Source organism: Gardnerella sp. DNF00354 (assembly GCF_049262755.1).
GTDB lineage: Bacteria > Actinomycetota > Actinomycetes > Actinomycetales > Bifidobacteriaceae > Bifidobacterium > Bifidobacterium vaginale.
Genome location: NZ_CP058402.1, coordinates 34,568 through 56,537, shown reverse-complemented (window position 1 = coordinate 56,537; position 21,970 = coordinate 34,568). Strand labels below are relative to the sequence as shown.

Genomic DNA, 21,970 nt, shown 5'->3' with positions numbered 1-21,970 from the left:
CTTTGAAACATCCTTTACTTGTTGTTTTGTTCAATTCTATTTACGTAAGATTCAAGCAAATCTTCCCAATCGCATGGCGTAAATCCAGCGGACTCGATTTTTTGCAAGTCAAGTGCGCACTTGTGTGGTCTAGGAGAGCCATTAGATATGCGCGTGTAATCGTCTACGCGATTTGCTTCGATTTTGCTTGTGTCTACATTAAGTTGTGTAAACACTTTTTGAGCAATATCGTGCCAAGACGCGATTTTTCCTGAACCTGTAAGATTGTATGTTCCGTATTGTGCTTGAGTGTTTAGAAGATGGAACATGCCTTTTACTAAGTCGCTTGCAAAAGTGAGTCTGCCAGTTTGATCTATTGGCGCTTGAACACTAACAGATTCGCCATTTTTTAAACGGTTTGCAAAGTCAATCATGCGCGTTACAAAGTTTCGTCCTTCTCCAACAATCCAGCTTGAGCGAATAATATAATGCTGTGGAACGTTTGCTACTAGAGAATCTGCTGCAGCTTTTGTTTCGCCATACACGCCTAGTGGCGCAAAGTCTTCGTTTTCTTTGTGATTTTCTTGAGTGCCGTCAAAAACATAGTCGCTTGAAATATGCACAAGAGTAATGTGGTGTTCTTGCGCTATTTTTGCAAGATTTGCCACTCCTTTAACGTTGCTATTCCACGCGGCTCTTCGCCCTTGTGGCGTTTGCGCGCCATCTACAGACGTATATGCTGCTGTGTTAATAATCGTTCCGTACAAATCCCAGTCGTAGCGGCTGTAATCGTCTTTATTTGCTATATCGAAGCTATCTAAGTCTACGTACTCAAATCCTTCTAAATCATGCTCTTTAGCATAATTTTGTATTGCGCGACCAAGTTGACCGTTGCATCCAGTTACAAGAGTGCGCTTTGGTGCCATTGGCTTTGCATCTTTTAGCATTGGATGGTGTAAGTCAGCTTCGCTGCGCTCGGATTCTTCTAAAGGTATTGGCCAATTAATGTGTAAATCTGGGTCTGCAAGGTTTACAAAAGTGTATGTTTTCTTTTGCTCTAGCGACCAATGTGCGTTTACTAAATAAGTGTATGCCGTGCCATCTTGCAAAGCTTGGAAGCTGTTTCCTACGCCTCTAGGCACGTAGATTGCTTTGCTAGGGTTTAGTGTGGTTGTGTACACTTGACCGAAGCTTTGCCCTGGTCTTAAATCTACCCATGCGCCAAATACTTCGCCAGTAGCAATGCTTATGTATTTATCCCATGGTTCTACGTGGATGCCTCTGGTTACTCCGCGTTTTTCGTTGAACGAAATGTTGTTTTGTACAGGTCCAAAGTCGGGGAGACCTAGAGCCGTCATTTTGGCACGCTGCCAGTTTTCTTTGAACCATCCGCGGTTATCTCCGTGTACTGGAAGATCGAACACGATTAAACCTGGAATGTTGGTTTTTGTAACGCTTAGTTCTTTTTCAAATTCCATAGCATCCTACAAATTCTTTATTTTTGATTAGATTCGCGACTAGATTTTTGTTAGATTTGCATACAATTTGTATACAATTTGTATACAAGCAGACTTGACTTTTAGGCGATTCACTGTCCTTGTGCTTTATATTTCGCTTCAGTCGCGCTTTTAGCGCCTTCCCACCATGCGCGATTTTCTGTGTACCATTTGATTGTTTGCTCTAAGCCTGTTGTAAAGTCTGTGTGCTTTGGCTTCCATCCAAGTTGCGTTTGTAGCTTTGTGCTGTCAATCGCGTAGCGGCGATCGTGGCCTGGGCGGTCTTTTACAAGTTCAAAGTCGTTTGCATCTTTGCCCATCATTTCTAGAATCATGCGCAAAACTGTTATATTGTTTTTCTCGCCATTTGCGCCAATCAAGTACGTGTTTCCAAGCTCTCCCTTTGTGAGGATTGTCCAAACAGCACTGCTGTGGTCTTCTGTGTGAATCCAATCTCGAACGTTTAAGCCTTGACCATACAGCTTTGGCTTAATGCCTTCTAGAATATTTGTGATTTGGCGCGGAATAAACTTTTCAACATGCTGGTATGGTCCGTAGTTGTTTGAGCAGTTGCTGATTGTTGTGTGCAAACCATATGTGCGGGTCCATGCGCGTACCAACATATCGCTTGCTGCTTTTGTGGAGCTGTATGGGCTGGATGGGTGGTATGGCGTTTCTTCCGTGAATTTAGCTGGGTCGTCTAATGCCAAATCTCCGTACACTTCATCGGTAGAGATGTGGTGGTATCGAATCCCGTACTTTCTAACTGCTTCGAGAAGTCTAAAAGTGCCTTCAACATTGGTTTTAAGGAATGGTTCTGGGTTTGCAATGCTGTTGTCGTTGTGTGATTCTGCAGCGTAGTGCACAATAGCGTCGTGCCCTGGAACAAGCTTATCTAAAAGCTCAGCATCGCAAATATTGCCGTGAACAAAGTCAACTCTGTCTTCTGGCAATCCTGCAATGTTTTCAATATTTCCTGCATACGTTAACGCGTCTAGTACCGTTACGTGCGTTTCTGGGTGATTGTTCACTACGTAGTGCACAAAATTAGACCCAATAAAGCCGCATCCGCCAGTTACAATTATGTTTTTTGGCTCAAAGTTTGTTGTGTTACTCATGTTTTCCATAATATCCTCTTATATGCCTTTTTTAGTTTTGATTATTGTTTATTCTTTATTGATTATTGTCTAAGATTTTTCGTTTAAGCTTTTTCGCATTTCGTTAAATGCTGGCTCGGCTTGACCGTCGTAAATCATGTGTGAATGAGACAGCACTATGCAGCGAGAGCAAAGTTGCTTAATTTGATCTTCGCTGTGAGAAACAATTACCATTGTTTGCCCACGTTTTTGCTGCTCTTTAAGTCTTGTTATGCACTTGTGTTGAAAAGCTTCGTCTCCAACTGCAAGAATTTCGTCGATTAAGAATATGTCTGGATCGCTGTGCGCTGCTACAGAAAACGCCAATCGTAAAAACATTCCAGAAGAGTAGAACTTAACTTCTGTATCCATAAAAGGCTCTATTTCGCTAAAGTCTACTATTGATTGGTATTTATCGTCTATTTCTTCTTTTGTCATTCCAAGTATTGCGCCGTTAAGATACACGTTTTCGCGACCAGTTAAGTCGGCAGCAAATCCTGCTCCAACTTCGATTAGCCCTGCGATTCTTCCGCGCGCACAAACTTCGCCTTCGTCTGGTTGCATAACTCCAGAAAGCATTTTAAGCATAGTGGACTTTCCAGATCCATTCATGCCTATTAATCCAACTGTTTCGCCGCGTTTAATATTAAAACTAACATTGCTTAAAGCAGTAAAGTTTTGTGTTGCGTGCTTTTTAGACGGCGGTGTTAGCAGGTTTACAATAGATTCTTTAATCGAATGATTTGCGCGCAGCGAGAATCGCTTAGTAACGTTAGAAACGCTTAACACAACGTCTTCTGGAAGTGTGTTGGAAGGATTATTCATACATAACTCCTGCTGCTTTTAAAAGTAAAATCCAAATCTTAGTAAGCTTAAATTTCTTGAGCAAACTTGCCTTCAAGATGTCTAAATGTAACTTCGCCAATAAGTAATACAGCAAATGCAACTATAAGGCTTTCGCAAAGTCTTAAAGACCATGCCCCTGCAAATTGGAAAGTACGATCTGTGGCGTTTAGCCAGAATCCTCTGTGGAATGCTTCAACACTTATTGCAATAGGATTTGCATAATACATCTCTAAAACCCATCGTGGTGCGTGAGCTGCAACCATTTGCCACGTGTAGAAGCATGGAGCTAGCCATACAGCAACCATTGCTACTAAGTCTGTAATGTTTTCTGCATCTCTGTAAAAAACGTTTATTGCTCCAAAGAATAATCCAAGACCAAACGCAAACGTGCACACGCTAATAAATCCGATTATTGCCACTATTATGCCTGCAAAATCTGGAATCCACCCCATGCATAAAGCTCCGATTATAAGCACGATTACTTGTGGGAAAAAGTGCACAAAAGCAACTCGTAGCGACGCAAGTGGGAATAGCTCTCTAGGAAGATAGATTTTTTGTATTAGGCCAGCATTAGAAAGTATTGATCTTGTGCAATTAGAGAATGCTTCTACAAAAAAGTTTGTTACTATAATTCCACTAAAAAGGTACAGTGGGTAGGCTTGAATTCCGCCTCCGCGGCCAAGTCCTAAGAAAATTCCCATTGCAACGTAGAACACTACAAATTGCGTTATTGGCTTTACGTACGTCCAAGCCATACCGAGCCACGAACCGCGATATCTTATTCGTACTTCTTTTTTTACAAGTAAGTCAAGCAAATAAAGGTACCTTGGAATGTCTATCAAACCTTTGCTTCTACCAGGGTGATAGATGGCGTCAGACTTTGTTGTCATCGCTGCCTTTCTTACAAAATTTGCAGTGTGTATGCACATATAACTTTGTTAAGTTTACATTTGGGGATTGATTTGATTCAATATTTGGCTAAATAGTTGGCTAAATATTTGGTTAAATTATGCGCAGTATTGTGAGCAGTATTATGCGAGATATTATGTTCATCATTATATGTAATAATTTTAGCTTTTAGATTAATTGTTAATGTGATTATGTTGTGATTATTTTGTGCTTATGTTGTTCTATTTATTTTGGCATGTTTGAAAGTTTTTATACGCTGCTAAACTGAAAAACTATGAGTAAGCGAATTCTTGTTACTGGTGCTGGTGGATATATTGGTCGTCACGTTGTTAAAGCTCTTTTAGATGCAGGTGCTAGCGTAATTGCTTCCGACTTGCGTTTAGACGGTGTTGATGAGCGAGCAACGCGTATTGAAGCGAATATTTTTAGCGATGATGCTGATTTGTTTGCAAAGCTTGGGTCTCCAGACGTTTGCTTGCACATGGCTTGGCGCAACGGTTTTAAGCATGCTGCAGACACGCATATGGAAGATTTATCGAACCATTACCGCTTTATTCGTCTTATGCTTTCGGGTGGCTTAAAGCAGATTGCTGTTATGGGTTCTATGCACGAAGTTGGCTACTGGGAGGGTGCTATTGACGAGAACACGCCTTGCAAGCCAGCTTCTATGTATGGCATTTCTAAGAATGCTTTGCGTGAAGCTACTTTGCTTTTGGGCAAAGAGTATGATGCCACTGTTCAATGGATTCGTGCGTACTACATTGTTGGCGACGACGCTCGTGGAAACTCTATTTTCTCTAAGCTTCTTCAAGCTGCTCAAGAAGGAAAGAAGACTTTTCCGTTTACTACTGGAAAAAACAAGTACGATTTTATTAATGTAGACGTGTTGGCTAAGCAAATTGCTGCAACCGTTTTACAAGATAAAGTAAATGGCGTAATTAATTGCTGCACGGGTGAGCCTGTTTCGCTTGCGGATCGCGTTGAACGTTACATTCGCGAGAATAATCTTGATATTTCGCTTGAGTATGGCGCATTCCCAGATAGACCATACGATTCTCCAGCAGTTTGGGGAGATAATAGCAAAATACAAAAGATTATGAATACTAAATAAGAGCTAAAAATAAACAAAAATTATGATCTAAGTGCCGGGGACATTTCCCCGGCTTTTGTTTTATAAAACAGGTCAGTGTAAGAGCTGGAGAATTAACACGGGTTTTTAATGAGTGATAAAGAATCTAAAAACTGATTGTGTTTAGTAGTACAATAGATATGATTTGTGCTGTTTTACCGATTAGTGTGCAATGGAGACGATTTATGAATCCTGCAATTTCCGTGGTGGTTCCTGCATATAACAAGGAGCCGTATATTAGGCAGTGTATGGATTCACTTGTTAATCAAACTTTTAAAAACATTGAGATTATTGTTGTTGATGACGCTAGTACGGATAATACTTTGCAAATTTTGCGCGATTATGAGCTTAGGGATTCTAGAGTAAAAATTATTGCTAAAGATCATAATTGCGGTAGACATGTTGCGCGTAAAACTGGTGTTCAGGCAACTAGCGGTGATTACGTTCTTTTTGTTGACGCAGACGATGAGATTGAGCTTAAAGCTTGCGAAGTTCTTTACTCGTACGCTAGTAGTCATCCAGCAGATATATTGCATTTTGGTGTTTCTATTCACCCAGAAGGCAAAGCGGATGAAGATTTTGCATACAGCTACGATCAAATGTATGCGCAAAATAATGGTGATCAAACTGGCGATAATATTATTAAATCAACGTTTTCTAGTGATTTTCCGCATTGGACACCTTGGAATGTTATAACAGCGCTTTTTAAAGGTGACTTAGTTCGAGATGCGTTTAAAAAAACAGTTTCAACACGACTTTCTAAAGCAGAAGATGCTTACGAATATTTCGCTATTGCAGCCTTTGCCCAAACTTTAAAAGACTTAACAGCGTTTCGCGCGCTTAAATACCATATTGGCAGAGGAATTTCTGGAAGATCTAAAATAAGCGTTGAAAAATTCACTGTAGAACAACGCAGTGTTAAAGATGTTATAAGCACTGTTTACGATTTTGCTAATGATTTTGCTAACGAGCCTTCGATGAAAAGTCGAAAGCAAACCATTGAAGAAGCCTCACGCTGGTTTGATAATCGTGGATTAAAAATAGTAAAAGATGAGTTCTTTACAAGACTAAAAATCGAGGATTTTCAAGAAGCAATAAACGCTGTTATTGAAACATGGGGATTAGAACGCGCGTGCTCAATTGTGCTAGAAAAGCTTGTAGACCTTATGAATCAAGTTGTAGAAAGCGATTGCATAATAAAACACGGCTCTGTATGTGATGCTCTTCTTAACGTTTATAGAAATATTAAACCAGATAGTTTTAAAGATCCGCAAAACACAACTTACGATAAGCAAGTAGACTTAATGTCTTTGCATATTATGCAGGTTCATCAGCAAAAATATGAAGAAGAACAAAAGCGTTTGCAAATCGAAGCGCAAAAACGTTATGATGCAATGCCAGCTTATAAGCGTTTTGCAAAAAAGATAAAAAATATGGTTAAAAACTTAACTAAATCAAAGAATGATAAATAAAGTCTAAAAAATAAATTTGCGATTAAACAAAATACAAGATTACACAATAGAATAATCAAGGATAATTAAAGGTAAATCAGGAGATAACATGATTTTGGAAAATCCAAAGCGCTTGGGCATTTTCTTCTTCTACGATGCGCAAGGTCACGCAGACCATTATGTGTCTACGCTGCTTGACGGATTCAAACCATTCTTTAACGAGCTTGCGATCGTAGTAAACGGCAAAATCGACGAGCCAAGTAAGTCGATGCTTAAAAGCTATGCGAACAAGTTTATTTTGCGCGAAAACAAGGGTTTTGACGTGTGGGCGTACAAAACCGCAATGGACTCTTACGGTTGGGCAGAGTTGGAAAAGTTTGACGAAGTAGTGTTATTTAACGCTACGATTATGGGTCCAGTTTATCCGTTTAGCGAAATGTTTAACGCTATGAACGCAAAAGACCTTGATTTTTGGGGCATAACAAAGTTCCATAAAGTTAATGGAGACCCGTTTGGCTACAGCCCATACGGATACTTGCCAGAGCATATTCAATCGCATTTCCACGCATACAGAAAAAGCTTTATTCAATCCAAAGATTTTCAGGATTATTGGAACAATCTTCCACCAATCAACAGCTACTTTGAGTCGGTTGGATTGCATGAATCAGTATTTACAAAGCGATTTGCAGATAAGGGTTACAAGTGGTCTGTATACGTTGATACGAGTGATTTAGAAGGCTATTCTTATGGCCCAATAACGTATGCTGCAAGGCAGATTGTGGAATACAAGCGATGCCCGATTTTTAAGCGCAGGTCTTTCTTCCACGACTACTCCGACGTTTCTACGCAATCTGTTGGAAACCAAGCATTAGACTTATACGAGTATTTGAAAGACCACACAGATTACAACACGGATTTGATTTGGGAAAATGCTTTGCGAAGCATGAATATGGCAGATTTGATGAAGAATCTTCATTTGCGATACATTTTGCCGCAAAATCATGTTGTAGAAAACTCGTCAACAGCTACATCAACATCTACGGATAAGCCAAAAGTCGCGTTGTTTATGCACTTGTATTACATGGATTTGCTAGATAAAAGTTTGCACTATATTCAATCCATGCCGCAAGGATGTGACGTTATTTTAACTGTAGGATCGAAAGAAAACCAGCAAATCGTGAAACAGCGTGTGGAACATCTTCCATATAACGTAGACGTGCGGTTAATTGAAAATCGCGGTAGAGATGTGAGCGCATTCTTAGTGGGCGGCGGCGCAGATCTTATGAAGTACGATTACGTATGCTTTGCTCACGATAAAAAAGTCACGCAATTATCTCCTCGAAGCATAGGCGACGGATTCGCGTACAAGTGTTTTGAAAATATTCTTGCAAGTAAAGAGTATGTGCAAAATGTTATAAATCTGTTTGAAACGCATCCGCGACTTGGAATGGCAATGCCAACGCCGCCAAATCACGCAGACTACTTCCCAGGATTTACATACACTTGGGGTCCAAACTTTGAAGGCACGAAGAAATTCCTAGAAAAAACGTTAGGAATTAGCGTTCCGTTAGACGAAAACAAAGACGCTATAGCTCCTCTTGGAACAATGTTCTGGTTCCGCACGAAAGCACTGCACGGGCTATTGGATAGAAAGTGGACTTACGAAGATTTTCCAGCAGAACCGCTAAAAATAGACGGAACGTTGTTGCACTTTATAGAGCGAGCATATGGGTATGTGCCGCAAGCCAACGGATATTATGACGCATACATATTCTCGGACCACTTTGCACGAATAGAAATGACGAATCTAGAATTCGATGTTCGAGAACTCACAAAATCTGTGAGCACGCCATGGATTAAACGCAATTTGGAAGAAACTTGTAGGGAAGTAATGCGCGGAAAGCGATTCCGTTACGCTGCTTTAAGAGTGTTAAGAAGTATTGCAAAGCGCGTATTTTATAAGACTTTGTACATAGGTCAAAGAATTGTGCACATTGGTCGTAAAGGTAAAGAAGATGAGTGATATAAGCGTAAATACAGCTGCAGCAAATCTTACGCGCGCAAGAAAACCGCGACTTTTCTACTTGGATTGGATTCGCGCAATAGCTGCGATTTTGATTGTGGTAACTCATTTCAACAATCCATATTTGGAGCCAATGCGGTTCTTTGTAAATAGACCGTTTGGAATCTACATTGGTGGATTAGGAGTATCGCTATTTTTGATTATTTCTGGCGCTGCTCTTATGTACAACTACGGGGATAGAGAAAGCCTGGATTTGCGCACATTCTACACAAAGCGCGCAAAAACACTATACCCAATGTTTTGGGTAGCATTCATAGTGGCGAATATTTTACTGTTTATTCGCAATAATGGATATATTTTTGTACCAAGGCATAAAATAACAGCAATTTTTTCGCTTTTTGGAATGGATGGTTATGCTTCTGCATTCGGTGTAGGAACTTTTTATGTTCTAGGCGAATGGTTCTTAGGGTTCATAATACTGTTTTACATAGTGTTTCCACTTTTAAGAGTTGGCGTAAACAAAATGCCAATAGCAACTGTTTGCATTGTGATGGCTCTATACGCTGCAACAGTTGTGTTCTTTACTTTTTACCAGATTCCACGAGTTCCGTCTGATATTCTTTTAACAACAAGATTGCCAGAATTAGTATTTGGCATGATTTTTGTAAAGTTCATAAAAAAAGTGCCGCATTGGCTTGCTGCAATATCTTTTGTGATTCTTGCATTGCAACAATTAACGCATGCTTTACAAGGAAATATTGCCGTTACGATTGTAGGAATATTAGCATTTTTGCTGCTTTCTTATATTGGCGAACTTGTTAAAAGTTTTAAGCCATTAAGCGCGTGTACAAAGTTTATATCCGCGTATTCGTACCAGATTTTTTTGGTACACCATGTGTTAATAATGCAAGTGTTTACAGTAATATACCCTACGTGGCTTAATCGCTGGCAGGCGTACGGATTGCTAATCGCAGAGTTTGTGGTAATTCTTGTGCTTTCTGTAATACTCAAGCGTTTTACAAACTTGATTGTTGGTTTTGTGAGCAAATGTTGGGTGAAAATCGGCAGCAAGAATCGCAGTTTGGACTAACATGCGTATTTGTTCTGGAATAATCACCTATAATCCAACTTTAATAGATGTAAGCACGTGTTTAGAAGCGCTATGCAATCAAGTAGAGCGCGTAGTAATCGTAGACAATGCGTCTAAAAATGTTAAAAGTTTGCAAGAAGTTGTAAGCAAATACGCAAACGTGACTTTAGTTAAAAACAGTCAAAATATTGGTTTTGCAAAAGCATTAACGCAAGTGCTTGAATGGGCAAAATCGCAAGGTTTCAACTGGGTGCTAACGCTTAACGACGATTCTGTTGTGCCAAGCAACATGATTAGCGAATACAAGAAAATCCTGGAAAGTCAGGGAAATCTTGTAAATCAAAAAAATGCAAAAAATTCAAAAATCGCAATTGTATGTTCTTTGCTAAAAAACCGTTTAGACGGCACGATTTTACACAGCAAATGCCACGAAGACGAATGCATAACGTCTGGAAGCTTAACAAGCGTAGAAGCGTGGCAGAAAATCGGCGGATTTGACGAATGGCTAGAAATCGACGGAGTAGACTTCGACTTTTCAAGGCGACTAGTGCGAGCAGGGTGGAAAATCGTAGAGTGCCAAAACGTTATAATGGAACACCAAATCGGCAAAGCGCGCTCAATAAACTTGATTATAAAACACCCAATCGTGTGGAATCACAACGCAAATCGCAAGTATTACATAGCGCGAAATATGCAAGTAGTGGATTACAAAATGGGAACATACTCGTATGCTAAGTCGTTGCGTGCAGTTGTGCGAGATATGATTTTCGTTGCGCTGTGGGAAAAGAATAAATTTGCGAAAATTCGCGCAATGATACGCGGATTTAAGGATGGGCAGCAAAAGATTCGTCAAATGCGCAAAATCTCATCTTGTAAAGCAGAACAGAACGCGGTTTGAAAGGATAGAAATGATAGCAATGGAAAATTATGCTAAAAACGAAAATCCGCTAGTTTCTATAATCGTGCCAGTCTACAATTCTGCAAAATATTTGAGTGGATGCGTGGACTCGATTCTTGCGCAAACGTACAAAAACATAGAGCTGATTTTAGTAGACGACGGATCCAAAGACGACTCTGGCAAAATTTGCGATTCCTACGCATCAAAAGATTCGCGAGTTAAAGTAATACACCAACAAAACGGCGGAATATCTCGCGCACAAAACGCAGGGCTTGATGCGGCAAGTGGCGAATTTATAGCGTTTGCAGACAATGACGATATTCTAGATTGCAAAAATATTGAGATTCTTCTAAACGCTATTTTGCAAAGCGGAGCTAGTATGAGCAAAGCAAAATGGCGTCAATTTGGACTAAGTAGCTTAGAGCAGATTAAAAAAGAAGCTGGTTTGGGTGCACGTGGTTTGAGTGCGGAAAAGTCGCAAGCGACCGCGCGTTTAGAAAACATGCCTCAAATAAAAATCGTAAAAAATCCTCTAAAAGCGTATCAAACTGTATTTTGCAAAATATTTAGAATAATCGGAAACAAGCTGGGCAAAAACAGCGAAACGCGCTACTTTAACGAAGCGAATTGGTGCAGGCTGTACAAGCGAGAGGTTTGGGAAGGAGTGCGATTCCCAGAAGGAAAGTTTGCGCAAGATACTGCGATGGCAAGCGTGCTGTACTCGCGCATGAATTACGTGGCACATGTGGACGAAGTGCTGTATTACTGGCTGCAACGCGCGGATTCCGTAACGCATAAAATGCGAGACGCGGGCTTTTACCACGATCATATTGACGCTGTGCGAGCAAATTGGGATTTGTGCTTAGAACACAACGTTGTGCCAGCAAGAAGCTACTACACAATGGTTGGAAACTTAAGGTATGAGCGATGTGCGCTGAAAAGTGAAAAAAATACGCTTAATGGCGGAAAAAATAGCGACGCAAAAATCCAAAAAATATACGAAAAAAATTATGCTAAAGACGTAGAATTTGCTAAATCAGCTGTTAAAAAGCTTACGATTTTACAGCGCGCGCAATGTTTTACTATGGCGTGTGTTAGGAATCTTGAAAAAATAATCTACGATTACAAAATCAAAAATATGAAGTAATGCAATTAAAAATATGAAGTAATGCAATTAAAAATCGAAGAGTAAAGTGTAAATCAGAAAGCAAGAAATGAGTGGGAAAATGAGCGAATACCCAGATTTAGTAGTTGTTGGAGCAGGCTTATTCGGCTTAACTGTAGCTCAGCAGGCTGCAGAACGCGCTGGCGCTCGCGTTGAGATTATTGACGTGCGTAATCACATTGGCGGCAACGCTTACTCGTATTTTGACGAGCGAACGGGAATTGAAATTCACAAGTATGGCGCGCATCTTTTCCACACAAGCAACAAACGTGTGTGGGATTACGTGAACCGCTTTACAACGTTTACTAACTACGTGCATCGCGTCTACGCAACTCACGACGGCGAAGTGTATTCGTTGCCAATCAACTTAGGTACGATTAACCAATTCTTCCACGCACATTATACGCCAGAAGAAGCAAAGGCTTTGATTGCAAGCCAAGCGGGGGAATTCGCTGGCAAAGATCCGCAAAATCTAAACGATAAGGGTATTAGCCTAATTGGGCGTCCGCTTTACGAGGCGTTTATTAAGAATTACACGGCAAAACAGTGGCAAACGGATCCTTCTAAGCTGCCTGCTGGAATTATTAAGCGCTTGCCTGTGCGATTTAACTACAATAATCGCTACTTTAAAGACACTTGGGAGGGATTGCCTACTGACGGTTACACAGCTTGGATGCAGCGCATGATTGACGATCCGCGTATCCACGTTTCGCTTGGCGTGGACTTTTTCGACGAATCGCAGCCGTTTAACAAGCGCGCGCTGGCGGAAGCTGGAGTGCCAGTGGTTTATACGGGGCCAGTGGACAGGTATTTTGATTACGCGCTTGGCGAGTTAAAGTGGCGAACTGTGGACTTTAAGGAAGTGCGTTACCAGGAGAGCGACCACTTTGGCTGCCCAGTTATGAACTATTCGGATGCTGATGTGCCGTTTACGCGTGCGATTGAGTTTAAGAACTTTAATCCAGAGCGTGAGGAGGTTGAGGGCGTTGCTAGCGACGATGCTAGCTGCGATGCTGATTTTGTGCCGGGCAAAAGCGTTAAAGCCGGGGAAACTGTTGTGTGGCAGGAGTATTCTCGCGCTGCAACTCGCGACGATGAGCCGTATTATCCAGTGAATACGGAGGAAGATAAGGAATTGTATGCGCGCTATGCGCAGCTTGCGGAGGCGCAGCCTAACACTGTTTTCGGTGGGCGATTGGGAACATACAGCTATTACGATATGCACAACGTGATTGATATGGCTTTGCGCGCTTACGAATCGCAAGTAGCGCCACTTATTGCTCACTAAATGCAAAATATAAATTAATAAAAATAAATAAAAATAAAGAGCTATACATCAAAAAGTGTATGAAACTAAACTGACTAAATTCTATTTCAAGAACATACATCAGAACAGTTTTATACACTTTTTGACATATAACCCAAAAGGAGAAGATTATTTGATACTAAACTAAATGATCTCGCGTGTCAAGATACAAAATTTAGACTCAAACTATAGTAAAGTCACGCTTCCCACTTAGTAGGCTCAATAACTTCCTTGCCACCCATATAAGCTTGCATAGCCTTTGGAATATCAATCGAACCATCTTCATGCTGATGATTTTCCAAAATAGCCACAAGCCAGCGAGTGGTAGCCAAAGTGCCGTTAAGCGTGCTAACTGGGCGAGTTCCGCCATCTTCCATGCGTTCGCGAACATTCAAGCGGCGAGCCTGATACTCAGTGCAGTTAGAAGTAGAAGTAAGCTCACGGTAACGACCCTGAGTTGGAACCCAAGCTTCGCAATCAAACTTACGAGCGGCAGAAGAACCAAGGTCACCAGCAGCAGTATCAATAATGCGGTAAGGCACTTCCACCTTAGCAAGCATTTCCTGCTCCATACCGAGCAACTTCTGATGCTCAGCGCGAGAATCTTCCTGCTTGCAATAAACGAACATTTCTACCTTATCGAACTGATGCACGCGAATAATACCAGAAGTATCCTTTCCAGCAGCACCAGCTTCACGACGGTAGCAGCTCGACCAACCGCAATAGCGCAAAGCACCATTGCTTAAGTCAAGAATCTCATCCTCGTGCATGCCAGCGAGCGCAACCTCTGAAGTACCAACCAAATACTGATCATCTGGCTCACGAAGGCGATAAATCTCGTCTGCGTGAGAATTCAAGAAGCCAGTTCCGCGCATAACTTCTGGACGCACAAGCGTTGGAGTAATTGCAAGGGTAAAACCGTGCTCTTCGGCTTGATCTACAGCCATAGTAAGCATTGCGATTTGCAATCTAGCCACAGCACCGCGCAAGAAGTAGAAGCGAGAGCCTGCAACCTTTACGCCTCTGCGCATATCAATCCCAGCAACACCAGTTCCAAGAGTCAAATGATCCTTTGGCTCAAAACCTTCTGCAGCAAAGTCGCGAGGAGTGCCAACTTTCTTAACTACAACGTAGTCATCTTCTCCGCCTTCTGGAGCTTCATCTTCAACGATGTTAGAAAGCTTCCACATTGCTGTAGTGTAGTCGGCAGTAGCCTGCTCAGATTCAGCTTTGTATTCTGCAACCTTTTGAGCAAGTTCTTTAGTCTGAGCAATAAGTGTGGCTTTCTCGCTATCTTGAGCAGCTGCAACCTTTTTTCCTATTGCTTTCTGCTCTGCTCTGGCTGCTTCAAAAGCCTTTAAACTGTTGCGGCGCAAGTCGTCTGCACGAAGCACCTCATCGACGAGCTCAACGGACTCGCCACGCTTGCGCTGCGATTCCTTAACTACGTCGGCATGTTCACGAATAAATTGGATATCAAGCATGTTTTCTAGCCTAGTGCCGCAAGGCGACAGATACATATATAATGGCATGAATAAGTGATTGCACTAAAAGGGGTAAAAATGGCGGTTATTCATGCTACGCAAGATAATTTTGAGAAAATTGCTGGTACTAATGAAATAGTTGTTGTTGATTTTTGGGCAACTTGGTGCGGACCATGCCGAGCTTTTGGTCCTATTTTTGAACAAGTTAGCGAAAAGTTTGATGATGTTCCATTCGTTAAGGTAGACATAGACCAGTCTCCTGATTTGGCAAGTGCAGCTGCGATTAAAGCGGTTCCAACGGTTATGGTTATCAAACGTGGAGATGTTATTTATCGTCAAGCTGGGGCTTTGTTGCCAGCTGATTTAGAAGATTTAGTCAATCAAGCTAAGGCTTACGATCCTAGTAAAGATGCTGAAGGTAATTCTGGCAGCGAATCAAGTGAATCTGAAAATGATGGGGAATAGTAGTAAGAACCTTGATTTTAAGCCATTCTCTTTGCATGAGTCTACAATTATATATACTTTGTGCAAAAAGCTGTATGAGGATTATTTATTTTTAGATTTACGCTTTGTGCATTAACTTCTACCAAGGAGAGTTATGACAAGTCACCGAAGGAAAACTGTTACACTTACCTCATTGAGTGTTCGTCAGTGGGCAAGAATTGTAGCGATTTTTGTTGGTTTTGTGTCTGTAGTAACTCTTGGTATTGCGTCTAGGAACTTTTATTCGGCATCAAAGAATCATTCTGCGAAGCCTTACATAACTGCTTATTCTGCTACAGATTCCGCTAATCAGGTTTCGCGTGGCACGTATCGTAATTCGCTTAAAAGTGTTAAAAAAGGCGCTACTTCTTACATAACTGTGAATATCAATGGGAGTCATCGTACTGTTCTTGGCACGGATTTTACAAACGTTAAGTCTGTTCTAGAAGCTGGAGATATTACTCTTGAGCCTAATGATGTTGTAGAGCCTGCACTTGATTCCAAGGTAACCGAATCGACAGTTATCACCATTAAGCGTGCAGGCGCAAAGCTTGAAACTTCTGATGAACCGATTGCTTTTAACACGGTTAAGAAGGAAACTGCAGCTCTTCCAAAGGGCACAGAAAAGGTTAAGGATCAGGGTGCTCCTGGCGTGATGGAAACAAGTAAGATTGTTACTCGCGCAGGTGATAAAGTTGTTTCGTCTAACGTTTTTGTATCGTTTGTTAAGCAAGCTCCAAAAGATAAGGTCATTCTTGTTGGCACAGGTGGAGCTAGCGTAGATTCAGATTTTGCATCTTCTATTGGTACTACAGTTCCTGCTGGTGAAATGCAGGAGTGGGCGCATTCTTGGCTTCTTTCTAACGGTTACAGTGAAGCTGATTTTACTGCTACAGTGTTTATTATTTCACATGAATCAGGTTGGCGCGTAAACGCTATGAATCCTTCTGGTGCATACGGTTTGCCTCAGGCTTTGCCTGGAAGGAAGATGTCTTCTATGGGTGCTGACTGGGCGACTAATTATCAGACTCAGCTTCGTTGGTTCTGGAATTATTGCAATGGTCGTTACGGTTCCATTCAGGGTGCTTACAGGCATTGGTTGTCTCATAGAAGCTACTGATTTGTATTATACTTGCTACTATTATGAATTTTGCGGCAATTGTAAGTTTGTGAGAATTATAGATTTATAGACGCGCAGACTCATAGAGTAGACTTATAGATTTGTTTTGAAGCGATTATCGTAGAGTCAAGTATGTTTCTTGGTTTTACGATAATCGCTGATTATTTTATGCGTGTTGTGTGATTATGGAAGGAAATTTAAGTGACAATATTGCCTAGAAAATCATGGTTTAATAAGGGTGATGATTTTGTTAGTGAGTCTGCCAAACGCAAGCCTTTTGGAGATTTGTCTAAACTTAGTCATGCTCTTGTTGGTGAAGAAGCGTATAAAAACAATCGTCTTACTCGCGCGGCCTTGGTTTCTTTGGCGATTTTAACTTTTATAACTTTTATTGGCAATTTTGCGCAATTGCAGCTCACGGCTGCATTACCTACTATTGTGCGTGAGTTTAACATAAGTGTTACTACGGGACAGTGGCTTACGTCTATTTTTCAGCTGATTATGGCTATTATGGTGCCCCTAACAGCATTCTTGACTAGACGATTTTCTACTCGTCAAATTGTTATTACTTCCATGATTCTTTTTACTCTAGGCTCAGTTATGGCATGGCTGAGTAATGATTTTATTATGGCGTTAGCTGGGCGAACTCTAGAGGCTATTGGCACTGGAGTTATGTGGCCTGTTCTACAGATTACTGTGTTTTCTGTATACCCAGTTACTCGTAGAGGAATGGCTATGGGTAGCGTTGGTATGGCAATGAGTATTGCTCCAGCAATTGGACCAACAGTTGGTGGTATGCAAACTGATTTTAATGGTTGGCGTTCTATATTCTTATCTCTTACAATTATTGGCGTAATTTCTATTGTTCTTTCCATATTTTTCTTACATAATTTCGGTGAACATGATCGCTCTGCCAAAGCAGATTTCTTCTCCGTTGGACTTTCAATTGTTGGCTTTGGTGGAGTTATGTTTGGTTTCACAAACATTGAGTCTTATGGCATTTCAAATCCGCTTTCGTGGTCACCTATGGTTGTTGGAGCATGTGGAATAACGTGGTTTGTGATTAGACAATTGCGTGCGCGAGTTAAAGGAAAGCAGCCGTTGCTTGGAATAAGCGTGTTGAAGAATCGCTATTTTACGATTGGCACCGCTTGTGCATGTTTAACATTCTTTGCGTTTAGCTCAATTATGGTGGTTATTCCGCTGTATATTCAATCAGATCGTGGTTTTTCAGCTACCATGAGTGGTCTGGTATTGTTGCCTGGCGCGTTTGGAATGGCAATTTCGCAATATTTTGGTGGGCGTATGCTCGATCGTTTTGGTGTACGACCTGTAGCAATGGCAGGCTCTCTTATTTTGCTTTTTGGCACAGTTATGATGAGTCTTATCGACAAAGACACATGGATTTGGTGGATTTCAATCTGGCAGTTTACGCGACAAATCGGCATGGGATTTTTGCTTATGCCTGTTACAACATGGTCTTTAAATTGCTTGCAACCTAGTGAGTTGGGCGATGGTTCTGCAGTCACTAATACAATGAGACAGCTTTGGGGTGCTATTGGTGCTCCAGTACTTGTTGTTACTATGGCTACTTTTACTCAGTGGCATCATATGCTTACTGGAGTTGGTTCTGCAGATAATTTGGCAGCCAGTATTTTTGGTGTTCAATGGACTTTGAGAATTAGTGCGATTATTACGGCTGTTATGGCTTTAATTGTGATTTTTGGGGTTAAAGGTGATGGGGCTGGTTCTGCTCATCAGCTTGCGCGTAAGGCGATTGATCGTATGCGCGTTTTGCATATTCCTCATGCGTCGGAGCATAAAGACGTTATGCACGATCACACGCATCATCAATACTGATATATTGCACGCTCTTTGACTTGTTTGCTGTTGCGCGCTTTCTTGTTTGGTATTGTGCATCTTCCTTGTTTGTTGTTGTAGGAGGGCTGGGTGTTCCTACGTTCGCGTGTATTAGCCGCGCTCACGCCTTCGCCGCATGTAAAGTCCACTGGACTTTACATTTAAGCGGCTCAGCGAATCGAGGTGACTTCTCGCGCATTATGCAGCTCGAAGTCGTCGATTCGCACAACGCTCTGCCTCTTGCGTGTAGTTTGTTGTTGCGGTTGTTCCGTTTTGTCTTTAATTTTGTTTTGGGTTGAAGTTTATTTGTAGTGGTGGCTCATTGGATTATTTGGTATCGGCTGCCGCTCTTATACTGTTCGACCAAGAATCACCCAGCCCTCTTATGTGCTAGAACAATTGCGTATCGCTTAATCACCGAGATTCTCGATTTTTCTTGCTCTCTCGGCGAGTCACCATCTAGCGACGCTGAGGCTCACCTCAATAGCTGCGAAAAATCTCGAATCTCTACCTAGCTTGGTATTGGTAAATTTTGCATAATCATTTGTTCGTTTTGTTGAATTTTGCAATATTTTGCATGAATTTTGTTAACTACCTAACGTTTTTCACATAGAAACGCTCATTTGAGTTTGTTTTTTGCGTTTAGTTGTGCGATAATGTTCACATGATTTCTTCTCAGCGTCAGCAGTTGATTTTAAGCCGTCTTCGCACTAGAGGGGCTGTGCGTATTACTGCTCTTTCTAAAGAGCTAAGTGTTTCGGCGATGACTATTCGTAGGGATATCGCGGAGCTTTCAGACAAAGGTCTTTTAAAAAGAGTTCATGGTGGTGCTGTTACAACTAACACTCTTCTTTCTGAGCCTCTGTTTTCGGTAAAGTCGCAGATGGATATGGGCTTAAAGGACGCAATCGCCGGCAAAGCTGTGGATTATGTTCAACCTGGAGATGTTATAGCTATTGGTGGTGGCACCACTGCTTATGTATTTGCTCAGCATCTACTTGAGTCTCGTAGAGCTTCTGGTATTACGATTTTAACCAATTCGATTCCTGTTGCAGAGCTTGTTCAGGCGCTTGAGTCTAAAGATATTGAGGTTATTGTTACTGGCGGAGTTATTACTAGATCTAATTCTCTGGTTGGTCCTATTGCGGATAAGGTTGTTTCGTCTTTGCGCGTAAACACCGTGTTTTTGGGCACTCATTCCGTGAGCCTACCTCGTGGATTCCTAATGCCTAATTCTCTTGAAGCCGCTACAGATATGGCTTTGATGGATATTGCGGATCGTACGATCATTTTAACAGATCACACTAAATGGACTTGCACATCGCTTTCACTGTTTGCTCGCTTCGACCAAGTGGATACTGTTATTACAGATGATTGTCTGGATGCGGATTCTCAGCTTCGCACGCGTGAGCTTGTTAAAAATTTGGTTCTTGCTCCTACAATAGATTCTTTGGAAGAAGAGTAGCTTTTAGCTCAGTATTGCATTACTTATTGCGTATTGTGTGGGGCTTGTGTTAGGCTCAGTTAGTTCATGACTTTGTAGTGATTACACATTAAAGTTGCGCGTCTTATGCTTGCGATTCACGGTTTGCTTGTTTTGCGCACTTTTGCTGCTTTGCAGTCTGTAGATTAATTTTGTGCAATTACATTTGTAATTGTGCCTTTGAATGTTCGTAATTACGCATTGTCAACATTATATAGTCAACTATGTTGAAGTAATTTACGAAAGGCTATTGTGCCACATACTCATTATGCTGCGTCTGCTAAAACGCAAGGTGCTAAGAAATCTATTGGTAAAAAATCTGCTGGTAAAAAATCTGCTGTAAGTCAGGGAGCTAATAAGAATTTTTCTAAAAAAGGCTATAAGTCTAATAGAAACCCATTTGAATATCAGGGAAATCGTAAGAATAACGAATTTAATGCGCGTAAAGCACGTAATCGCAAGGCAGACAAAGCTAGAAGTCGTGCTCGTGAAAAGGCTTTGCAATATGAAGAGATTGCAATTCAAGAAGCTGAACAAGATTTTGGCAAACGCGATTTAAAAAAGCGAGATTTTGATTTTGACAATCGCAATATGAAGAAGAGTAGAGATAGTCGCCACAATAGACACCAGACAAGTCGCCAGCAACCGACAACTATTGATACTGAGTCTTCAATAAAGAAAAATCTGGAAATTACAAAAAATTCCGTAATGATTCCAGATACAGCTGTGGAATCTCGAGAAAACTATAGTGATGATGTTACTTTTGCACAGCTTGGCGTTCCAGAACCATTGGTTAACGTTTTGCGTGCAGACGGCAAAAACACGGCTTTCCCAATTCAGCAGGCTACTCTGCCAGACTCTTTACAGGGTGCAAACATACTTGGTAGAGGGCGTACAGGAAGCGGTAAAACTTTAGCATTCTCGATTCCTCTTGTAGCAAGATTAGCTGAAAACTTTGTTGATTTAATAAATTCTGGTCGTACTTCTAGAAAAAACAAAAATCGCGAAGATAGTAATATTCCAGCACCTCATGCGATGATTTTGGCTCCTACGCGAGAACTTGTGCATCAGATTGATGAGGTGATTGCTCCTCTTGCAGCAGCATATGGGATGCATACTGTTACTATTTACGGCGGAGTAAGATATCAGAGACAAATTGCTCCGTTAAGGCAAGGTGCTCAGATTATAGTAGCATGCCCAGGGCGATTAGAAGATTTACTAAAACAAGGCGCATTAACGCTTGAAAACATAGAAGTCAGTGTTTTAGATGAGGCTGACGAAATGGCTGATATGGGGTTCTTGCCAGCTGTAACAAGGCTTTTAGAGCAGACAAATCCTAATGGTCAAAGAATGCTGTTTTCTGCTACTTTAGATAAGCAAGTTGCTGCTATAGTAAATCGCTTCTTGCCGAATGCTGTTGTGCACGCTGTGGATGATGCGGATTCTCAGGTAGATACAATGACTCATCATGTGTTTGGAGTGTCTGCAGGAGATAAGTATGAGGTTATACGTAAATTAGCGTCTGGTAAAAAACGCTCTATATTCTTTACTCGCACAAAATACCAAGCTAAGAACATGGCTAAAAAGTTCATTAGTCAGGGTATTCCAGCCGTCGATTTGCAAGGAAATTTGTCTCAGAATCAGAGAGATAGGCACTTGGCTGTGTTTTCTGATGGGCTAGTGCGCGTGCTAGTGGCTACAGATGTTGCGGCTCGAGGCATTGATATTAGCGATGTGGCGCTTGTGGTGCAAACCGAGCCTCCAGAGGATCCAAAATCGTTCTTGCATAGATCTGGGCGTACTGCGCGCGCTGGGGAGTCTGGCGATGTTGTAACTCTTGTGTTGCCGAATCAAAAGCGCATGGCGCACACTATGCTTCGACGCGCTGGAATTCATGCTAATGCAGAAGACGTTAAGCCAGATTCGCCTGTTTTGCAAGAAATTGTTGGGGATTTGGCGGATTTGCAAGAGGGCTGGAGTATGCCAGAGCCAGAGCAGCCAAAGCGCAGAGGCAGAGGAAGAAGCAGAGGACACGGTAGAGGAAGAGGACACAATGATGGTCGTGGCAGCAGTCGTGACCATGGTCGCAGGCGTGAGCGCAGCTAATCTGCG

17 protein-coding genes are annotated in these 21,970 nt (G+C 41.5%); 12 read left to right on the top strand and 5 right to left on the bottom strand.

All coding sequences use genetic code 11. From position 1 onward, the window contains the following. Window positions 1-14 precede the first annotated feature (14 nt). The 4 genes from HXT24_RS00215 to HXT24_RS00200 all read right to left on the bottom strand — a co-directional run bounded on the left by HXT24_RS00215 (window position 15) and on the right by HXT24_RS00200 (window position 4,347). A complete protein-coding gene (locus HXT24_RS00215) occupies window positions 15-1,457 on the bottom strand; it encodes a sugar nucleotide-binding protein (RefSeq protein ID WP_422119398.1) in 1,443 nt (480 codons plus the stop codon). Between the two features lie 110 nt (window positions 1,458-1,567). Then, on the bottom strand, window positions 1,568-2,602 hold the full coding sequence (rfbB, locus tag HXT24_RS00210; RefSeq protein ID WP_004125576.1) for a dTDP-glucose 4,6-dehydratase: 1,035 nt from the start codon (window positions 2,600-2,602) through the stop codon (window positions 1,568-1,570). Window positions 2,603-2,662: 60 nt separating this feature from the next. Further along, window positions 2,663-3,436, bottom strand: a complete 774-nt coding sequence (locus HXT24_RS00205; protein WP_419397804.1) for an ABC transporter ATP-binding protein — start codon at window positions 3,434-3,436, stop codon at window positions 2,663-2,665. 47 nt (window positions 3,437-3,483) lie between these two features. After that, on the bottom strand, window positions 3,484-4,347 hold the full coding sequence (locus HXT24_RS00200) for an ABC transporter permease (protein WP_165847579.1): 864 nt from the start codon (window positions 4,345-4,347) through the stop codon (window positions 3,484-3,486). A 293-nt stretch (window positions 4,348-4,640) separates the two neighbouring features. On the opposite strand from HXT24_RS00200, the gene HXT24_RS00195 reads away from it, so the two are divergent. From HXT24_RS00195 to glf, 7 genes are all read left to right on the top strand, one after another. Further along, entirely contained in the window at window positions 4,641-5,477 is an 837-nt protein-coding gene (locus HXT24_RS00195) for an NAD-dependent epimerase/dehydratase family protein (protein ID WP_419397803.1), read from the top strand. A gap of 203 nt (window positions 5,478-5,680) precedes the next feature. Continuing rightward, window positions 5,681-6,967 carry a glycosyltransferase family 2 protein gene (locus tag HXT24_RS00190; RefSeq protein WP_419397845.1) on the top strand — a complete coding sequence of 429 codons (1,287 nt, stop codon included), beginning with the start codon at window positions 5,681-5,683 and terminating at the stop codon, window positions 6,965-6,967. 88 nt (window positions 6,968-7,055) lie between these two features. Continuing rightward, complete coding sequence (locus HXT24_RS00185; RefSeq protein ID WP_419397802.1) at window positions 7,056-8,969, top strand: rhamnan synthesis F family protein; 1,914 nt, start codon at window positions 7,056-7,058, stop codon at window positions 8,967-8,969. Continuing rightward, complete coding sequence (locus HXT24_RS00180; RefSeq protein ID WP_419397801.1) at window positions 8,962-10,059, top strand: acyltransferase family protein; 1,098 nt, start codon at window positions 8,962-8,964, stop codon at window positions 10,057-10,059. The genes HXT24_RS00185 and HXT24_RS00180 overlap by 8 nt, the downstream gene beginning before the upstream one ends. A gap of 1 nt (window position 10,060) precedes the next feature. After that, on the top strand, window positions 10,061-10,957 hold the full coding sequence (locus tag HXT24_RS00175) for a glycosyltransferase (RefSeq protein WP_419397800.1): 897 nt from the start codon (window positions 10,061-10,063) through the stop codon (window positions 10,955-10,957). Between the two features lie 19 nt (window positions 10,958-10,976). Beyond that, window positions 10,977-12,104 (top strand): glycosyltransferase family 2 protein, encoded by a 1,128-nt coding sequence (locus HXT24_RS00170; protein WP_422119611.1) that lies wholly within the window; start codon window positions 10,977-10,979, stop codon window positions 12,102-12,104. A gap of 79 nt (window positions 12,105-12,183) precedes the next feature. After that, window positions 12,184-13,410, top strand: coding sequence for a UDP-galactopyranose mutase (gene glf, locus HXT24_RS00165; protein WP_422119397.1), 1,227 nt, complete (start codon window positions 12,184-12,186; stop codon window positions 13,408-13,410). A gap of 215 nt (window positions 13,411-13,625) precedes the next feature. Here the strand turns inward: glf and serS are convergent, their stop codons facing one another. Continuing rightward, the gene (serS, locus tag HXT24_RS00160) at window positions 13,626-14,912 is read right to left on the bottom strand and encodes a serine--tRNA ligase (RefSeq protein ID WP_004574367.1); all 1,287 of its coding nucleotides are present in this window, start codon (window positions 14,910-14,912) and stop codon (window positions 13,626-13,628) included. 78 nt (window positions 14,913-14,990) lie between these two features. On the opposite strand from serS, the gene trxA reads away from it, so the two are divergent. The 5 genes from trxA to HXT24_RS00135 all read left to right on the top strand — a co-directional run bounded on the left by trxA (window position 14,991) and on the right by HXT24_RS00135 (window position 21,964). After that, on the top strand, window positions 14,991-15,377 hold the full coding sequence (trxA, locus tag HXT24_RS00155; RefSeq protein ID WP_019261321.1) for a thioredoxin: 387 nt from the start codon (window positions 14,991-14,993) through the stop codon (window positions 15,375-15,377). Window positions 15,378-15,510: 133 nt separating this feature from the next. After that, window positions 15,511-16,515 carry a G5 domain-containing protein gene (locus HXT24_RS00150; RefSeq protein WP_004125533.1) on the top strand — a complete coding sequence of 335 codons (1,005 nt, stop codon included), beginning with the start codon at window positions 15,511-15,513 and terminating at the stop codon, window positions 16,513-16,515. 201 nt (window positions 16,516-16,716) lie between these two features. Next, on the top strand, window positions 16,717-18,375 hold the full coding sequence (locus HXT24_RS00145; protein ID WP_004125531.1) for an MDR family MFS transporter: 1,659 nt from the start codon (window positions 16,717-16,719) through the stop codon (window positions 18,373-18,375). A gap of 664 nt (window positions 18,376-19,039) precedes the next feature. Further along, entirely contained in the window at window positions 19,040-19,840 is an 801-nt protein-coding gene (locus tag HXT24_RS00140) for a DeoR/GlpR family DNA-binding transcription regulator (protein ID WP_004125528.1), read from the top strand. Window positions 19,841-20,110: 270 nt separating this feature from the next. Beyond that, window positions 20,111-21,964: a DEAD/DEAH box helicase gene (locus tag HXT24_RS00135; protein WP_422119396.1), complete on the top strand. Its 1,854-nt coding sequence runs from the start codon at window positions 20,111-20,113 to the stop codon at window positions 21,962-21,964. Window positions 21,965-21,970 lie beyond the last annotated feature (6 nt).

What these genes read in the sequence shown, in the direction of transcription:
- HXT24_RS00205 (WP_419397804.1), bottom strand. Translation starts at nt 3,436, where the DNA reads ATGAATAATCCTTCCAACACACTTCCAGAAGACGTTGTGTTAAGCGTT.
- trxA (WP_019261321.1), top strand. Translation starts at nt 14,991, where the DNA reads ATGGCGGTTATTCATGCTACGCAAGATAATTTTGAGAAAATTGCTGGT.
- HXT24_RS00190 (WP_419397845.1), top strand. Translation starts at nt 5,681, where the DNA reads ATGAATCCTGCAATTTCCGTGGTGGTTCCTGCATATAACAAGGAGCCG.
- HXT24_RS00195 (WP_419397803.1), top strand. Translation starts at nt 4,641, where the DNA reads ATGAGTAAGCGAATTCTTGTTACTGGTGCTGGTGGATATATTGGTCGT.
- HXT24_RS00170 (WP_422119611.1), top strand. Translation starts at nt 10,977, where the DNA reads ATGGAAAATTATGCTAAAAACGAAAATCCGCTAGTTTCTATAATCGTG.
- HXT24_RS00200 (WP_165847579.1), bottom strand. Translation starts at nt 4,347, where the DNA reads ATGACAACAAAGTCTGACGCCATCTATCACCCTGGTAGAAGCAAAGGT.
- glf (WP_422119397.1), top strand. Translation starts at nt 12,184, where the DNA reads ATGAGCGAATACCCAGATTTAGTAGTTGTTGGAGCAGGCTTATTCGGC.
- HXT24_RS00215 (WP_422119398.1), bottom strand. Translation starts at nt 1,457, where the DNA reads ATGGAATTTGAAAAAGAACTAAGCGTTACAAAAACCAACATTCCAGGT.
- serS (WP_004574367.1), bottom strand. Translation starts at nt 14,912, where the DNA reads ATGCTTGATATCCAATTTATTCGTGAACATGCCGACGTAGTTAAGGAA.
- HXT24_RS00175 (WP_419397800.1), top strand. Translation starts at nt 10,061, where the DNA reads ATGCGTATTTGTTCTGGAATAATCACCTATAATCCAACTTTAATAGAT.
- rfbB (WP_004125576.1), bottom strand. Translation starts at nt 2,602, where the DNA reads ATGGAAAACATGAGTAACACAACAAACTTTGAGCCAAAAAACATAATT.
- HXT24_RS00150 (WP_004125533.1), top strand. Translation starts at nt 15,511, where the DNA reads ATGACAAGTCACCGAAGGAAAACTGTTACACTTACCTCATTGAGTGTT.
- HXT24_RS00185 (WP_419397802.1), top strand. Translation starts at nt 7,056, where the DNA reads ATGATTTTGGAAAATCCAAAGCGCTTGGGCATTTTCTTCTTCTACGAT.
- HXT24_RS00180 (WP_419397801.1), top strand. Translation starts at nt 8,962, where the DNA reads ATGAGTGATATAAGCGTAAATACAGCTGCAGCAAATCTTACGCGCGCA.
- HXT24_RS00140 (WP_004125528.1), top strand. Translation starts at nt 19,040, where the DNA reads ATGATTTCTTCTCAGCGTCAGCAGTTGATTTTAAGCCGTCTTCGCACT.